Below are 5,128 nucleotides of genomic sequence, written 5' to 3' on the forward strand. Positions count from 1 at the left end.
ATTTCTTCATTCCACATATTCTAACCTTTTTTTTTGTTTTATGTATTTCTGTAATTTTTGTAATTATAATTATAATTTATTTTCTTATTTTTCATATATGCTAATTTGTATAATTAATTTTTTTAAGTTTTTTTTAAATCAATCCTAAATTTTTCATATATTCTAAACTTTTTTCTACAAAATCTGTAGAAACTAACTCTAACATGTAGATGCCATCATACTTTTTCTTAGTAAATACATCAAAGAATCCATTTACATCAAAAGTCCCATCACCTAATGCAAGGTGTGAGTCATCATCACCTGGATTATCGTGCACATGTATGTGTTTAATTGAGTCGAAGTAAATTTCCTCTGGAGTGAAGCCATTTGTATGGGCATGGCCTATATCCATAGTCATAGGAAGCTCAAGTTTGACTAATGTATCATTAAGTTGATTCACATCCATGAACATGAAGTCAGTAATGTTTGGCAGATTTTCAATGCAGGCATCAACTCCCCTGTCCTTTGCATAGTCACCAACGACTTTAAGATGATCCTCTGATATTTGATAGACCAAATCTTCCCTTCCTCTTCCATGGAATCCAAGAATTCCTGGATGAACAACAACAAGATTGCTGTCAATCATGTTTGCAAGGTCGATTGATCTTTCTATTTCATTAACGGAAAAATCTGCGATTGATGGATTCAATGAAGCGATATTGATGTCAATAAATGGGGCATGAACTGTATACTTCAAGTCATATGAGTTTATGAGGTCTATTAATTCGCCATCATCATTAATTTCTCTGTAAGGGTAATCATGCACTATTTCCACATAATCGATATACTTATTGCTATCGAAGTATTCTAAAGCCTCTTCCATTGTTCTGTCTTCTGTTGCTAACATTGAAGCTCCTATTTTCATATTTTAACCTCAATTATTGTTTTTTTTCAGTTTTAATTATTTTATAAGATTTATTTTCTAAACATTAAATCAATTTTAAGCTTTTCAAGTATTCAATGCTCTTTTCAATGTATTCCTTTGAACTCAATTCTAAATTGTAGATTCCATCATATTTGTTTTTGGAGAATATTTCAAAGAACTTCTTAAAGTCTATTATTCCATCTCCTAAAGGAAGATGGGAGTCATGAACGCCATCATTGTCATGGATATGGATATGCTTTATGTTATCAAAATATATATCATCTACAGTAAATCCTGCAGTATATGCATGGCCTATATCCAATGTCATAGGCAAATCAGTTCTCTCCAGAGAGTCATGGAGTTGATTGATGTCCTGATACATGAATCCTCTTAGTCTTGGATGGTTCTCAATGCAGGTTTGCACTCCATTGTCCTTAGCATATTCACCAATGGTCTTCAGGTTCTTTTCTGCTATGGCATAAACTTCTTTCATGTATTCCTTGTCATTATTGAATATGCTTCTTCCTGGATGAATTACAACTATATCGATGTCAAGAGTGTTTGCAAGGTCTATTGATCTTTTTATCTCTTCAATTGCTGCTTTTGAAAGAGCGGGATTGACAGAGGCAGGATTCACTTCTATAAATGGAGCATGAACTGTATATTTCAAGTTATAAGAGTTCATTTTATCTATCAGGTCTTTCTCGTCATTCATATCCCTGTTAGGATAGTCATGAAACAGTTCCATATAGTCAATATGCCTGTTTGATTCGAAGTAGTCCAATGACTCTTCTATAGGTATTATCTTTCTTGGGAATACTGAAGCTCCTAATTTCATCTGCTTGCCTCTTATTTTATTAATCTCTAACTCTTGCAACAACCCTTAAGCCTTTATCTATACCCTCTATGATTTCATCAGTCAAGTCAAGGTTCTTATGAAGCTTTACATAACCTCTTTTTCCAACAGTTGCTGTAAAGAGGTATTTGTCCTCTAATAGAATGTCAAAGGCACATCCGACATATTTCTTGCCAATAGGCAATACAAGATGGTCCTTTCTTATTTCGGGAAAGAGTTCAAAGACTTCATAGTAGAATTCAGATGTTTCTCCTTCTTCATAATCCTCATCGTAGTCATCTGAATCTTCATTTAAGTCAAAGTAATTGTCATTGCTGTAATCCTTTTTGCCCTCATCGATAATGTAATCATCTATATTATCATTATACTCTTTCAATTGGGACTTTTTAGACTTTTTATGCTTGTCTTTCTTATCCTTTTTGGATTTGGACTTTTTGGATCTTTTTGAAAGTCTTTCTGCAAAGCTGTCAGGTGCCTTTTCAAGAGGTTCAACATTCATGCTAATTCCAATATCCTCTTCAAGTTCAGCAATCCTTTTGCCACCTTTTCCTATGATTTTTGGAATGTACTTTTCAGTGATGTAAATGTTCACTCTTCTGTCGTTTTCCATGCTCACTTCAATAGCTGCCTTAGGCGCTATTCTTTTCATGGTCCTTAGGATTTCACGTTCTGCAATCAATTGGACTGGAGTTTTCTCCTTTTCCATTTTTGCCTTTTTGGACTGTTCAACCATTCCAATATCCATTACAATGGTTTGTTCTCCATAAGTGTAAATCTCATTGACTAAGGTTCCTGTTTCAAAGTCTCTCACTTCAATTACAGGTCTTGCAAGGTCTCTTTCTTCCATTCCACTCGGAACCTTTACTGTGAGCTTGTTTTCATAGATAGCAGATATTTCACCATCTTCAATATAGATTGTAGTGTCTACGATTGATGGGATTGTACCTAGGTCAACTCTGCTTGCAATCCTTTGAATTGCATCTATAGGTCTTGTTGCATGAACAACACCAATCATCCCCACACCTGCAAGACGCATGTCTGCAAATATCTTGAAGTCATGGTTCTTTCTAAGCTCATCGTAAATGGTGAAGTCAGGTCTGACTAATAGCAATATGTCTGCAGTGTTCTCCATATCCCCTTCAAGAGGAGCATATTGGGTGATTGTGTCTCCAACCTGTAAGTCTCTTGGAGATTCCATAGTCTTGACCACTTTGTTCAATTCTTCATCATAGAATTTAGCTATTGCCTGTGCAAATGTACTTTTACCTGCTCCAGGTGAACCTGAAATAAGTATTCCCCTTGCACTGTTTGTCAATCTTTCAATCAATTGACTTGATAAGTGGTACTGGTCAAGTGAGACTTCAGCAACTGGTCTAACTGCAGTTATTTCAAGTGCTTCTGAGAAAGGAGGTCTTGCTATTGATATTCTAAGGTCTCTTGATTGGACTACAATAGCTCCTTGCTTGTCAACTTCCAAATATGTTTTAGGATCGTATCTTTCCTTTTCAAGGATTTCCTCTGCAATTGCTTCCAATTGCTTGTATGTGAATTCCTCATCTGCGAGCTTTACAAGTTCAATGTGTCCTGGCTTTCCCTTTTTAGCCATTGGAACAACATTTTCCTTCAAATGAACGCTCATTGTGTCTTCATCAAAGAATTTGGATATTTTCAAATCTATTGCACCTTTGTATTCCTGTGCATAGTAGATTGTAGGTATTCCTTGTGCTTCAGCAGTCTTTGCTTGGATCTTATCGCTTGTTAATAGTAGTGCAAGTTCATCTTTTGCAACATCTCTGATTAATCCGTCTATTTCTCCAAGCTTTGCATTGTCCTTTTCAAATTTGGTTGGCCTTCTGCCGGTTATCCTTATGGCTATTGCACCTATTTCAGCTAAATCCTGAAGTTTCTTTACATTTTCAAGACCTCTGATTCCAGTTGGCCTTTGATTGTTAGCTTGATGTTCGAGTTCTGCGATTACAGCTTCTGGTATGATGATTTCAGGATAGTTCAATCCTTTTTCTTTTATTATTTTTTCTACATTGCCTTCTATGATTGCACTTGTATCCGGCACGATCCTTCTTATCTCATCGTAATCATCTTCATCATTGTATTCGCTGTTGTAATCATAATCCATTATTTCACCTCCTTTTGAGGTTTTTGATAATCCATTAAATATTTATCCGTACATTTCCTTTGGATCAAACAATCTTTCGGAAATGACTTTAACGTCGTCATCTGTAAGATTGTCAATTTCAATATTCTCCTTATCAATGTCCAATTGCCTAAAGAAGCAAGACCTGTATCCTTCGTGGCATGCTGCACCGATCTGTTCAACCTTCATTATGATTGCATCTGCATCACAGTCAATGTACATTTCCTTAACGGTTTGAACATTTCCAGAGCTTTCTCCCTTTAGCCATTGCTTTTGTCTAGAAGTGGAGTAGTAATGAGCCTTTTTGGTCTTTAAGGTTTGCTCTACAGCTTCCTTGTTCATGAAAGCCACCATTAAAACCTCATTAGTTTCATAGTCTTGTGCAATTCCTATCACTAAGTCTTCTCCACCCATATTGAGTCTGAAATTTAATTCCATTGTCACACCTTTATTATAAAATAAAAATTAAAATTAAAAATTAATGATTAATTGTATAATTTATCTTTAATGTAATCGACTACTTTGTCAATATCGACTAATTCCTGTTCTCCAGATAACATATCCTTTACAGTGACTTTTCCTTCTTCAAGGTCACGTTCTCCTACAAGAACAGTGTATTTAACATCAATCTTATTAGCATAAGCCAAGATCTTCTTGAATTTCTTTCTGGACAAGTCCACTTCAGTTGGAATGTCTGCTTTTCTTAGAGTTTGAGCAATATTGAATGCATCGTGTCTAGTAGAGTCTGAAATAGCTGCTACATATGTGCTTACAATAGGTTCAAGTTCCACTTTGCCGTTCAATTCTTCAATTGCATTCATCAATCTGTCAAATCCTAATGCGAATCCTGTAGAGACAACGTCTTCTCCACCGAATAATTTAACTAGATTGTATGTTCCTCCACCACACACTTGCTTTTGTGCACCAAGCCCTTCCACATATACCTCAAACACTATTCCAGTATAGTAGTCAAGTCCTCTTGCCACTCCAAGATTGAGTTTGTAATTGAACACTTGGAAACTTTCAAGGGTTTTTACAAGCTCTTTGAATTCTTCAAGAGCTTCTTTGGTTTCTTCGTAAGGTGATACGAGCTCTTCAATATCTGCGATAATTGATGAGTCACCAACCATATCCATAAGCTTGAATAACACTTCGTTTAATTCTGGCTTGTCTTTGATGATAGGGTTTTCTCCAATCAATGATTCTTTTAGGAGAT

5 protein-coding genes are annotated in these 5,128 nt (G+C 35.6%); all 5 read right to left on the minus strand.

Features of this window, described 5'->3' with window-relative positions; all coding sequences use genetic code 11:
* Positions 1-133: 133 nt before the first annotated feature.
* Positions 134-904, minus strand: coding sequence for a sugar phosphate isomerase/epimerase family protein (locus tag ACKI67_RS03875; protein WP_407462073.1), 771 nt, complete (start codon positions 902-904; stop codon positions 134-136).
* A 64-nt stretch (positions 905-968) separates the two neighbouring features.
* Entirely contained in the window at positions 969-1,742 is a 774-nt protein-coding gene (locus ACKI67_RS03880; protein WP_407462074.1) for a sugar phosphate isomerase/epimerase family protein, read from the minus strand.
* A 19-nt stretch (positions 1,743-1,761) separates the two neighbouring features.
* Positions 1,762-3,894, minus strand: coding sequence for a PINc/VapC family ATPase (locus ACKI67_RS03885; RefSeq protein ID WP_407462075.1), 2,133 nt, complete (start codon positions 3,892-3,894; stop codon positions 1,762-1,764).
* Positions 3,895-3,936: 42 nt separating this feature from the next.
* A complete protein-coding gene (hisI, locus tag ACKI67_RS03890; protein WP_407462076.1) occupies positions 3,937-4,350 on the minus strand; it encodes a phosphoribosyl-AMP cyclohydrolase in 414 nt (137 codons plus the stop codon).
* Between the two features lie 47 nt (positions 4,351-4,397).
* Positions 4,398-5,128, minus strand: a 731-nt coding sequence (locus tag ACKI67_RS03895; protein WP_407462077.1) for an ATP phosphoribosyltransferase regulatory subunit, incomplete at its 5' end; no start/stop codon positions are given.

The sequence above is a fragment of the Methanobrevibacter sp. genome, assembly GCF_045577275.1.
In the GTDB taxonomy this organism is placed as follows: Archaea; Methanobacteriota; Methanobacteria; order Methanobacteriales; family Methanobacteriaceae; genus Methanobrevibacter.

Excerpts from the sequence above, each read along its gene's own strand:
- ACKI67_RS03875 (WP_407462073.1), bottom strand. The coding sequence starts at position 904 with ATGAAAATAGGAGCTTCAATGTTAGCAACAGAAGACAGAACAATGGAA.
- ACKI67_RS03880 (WP_407462074.1), bottom strand. The coding sequence starts at position 1,742 with ATGAAATTAGGAGCTTCAGTATTCCCAAGAAAGATAATACCTATAGAA.
- ACKI67_RS03885 (WP_407462075.1), bottom strand. The coding sequence starts at position 3,894 with ATGGATTATGATTACAACAGCGAATACAATGATGAAGATGATTACGAT.
- hisI (WP_407462076.1), bottom strand. The coding sequence starts at position 4,350 with ATGGAATTAAATTTCAGACTCAATATGGGTGGAGAAGACTTAGTGATA.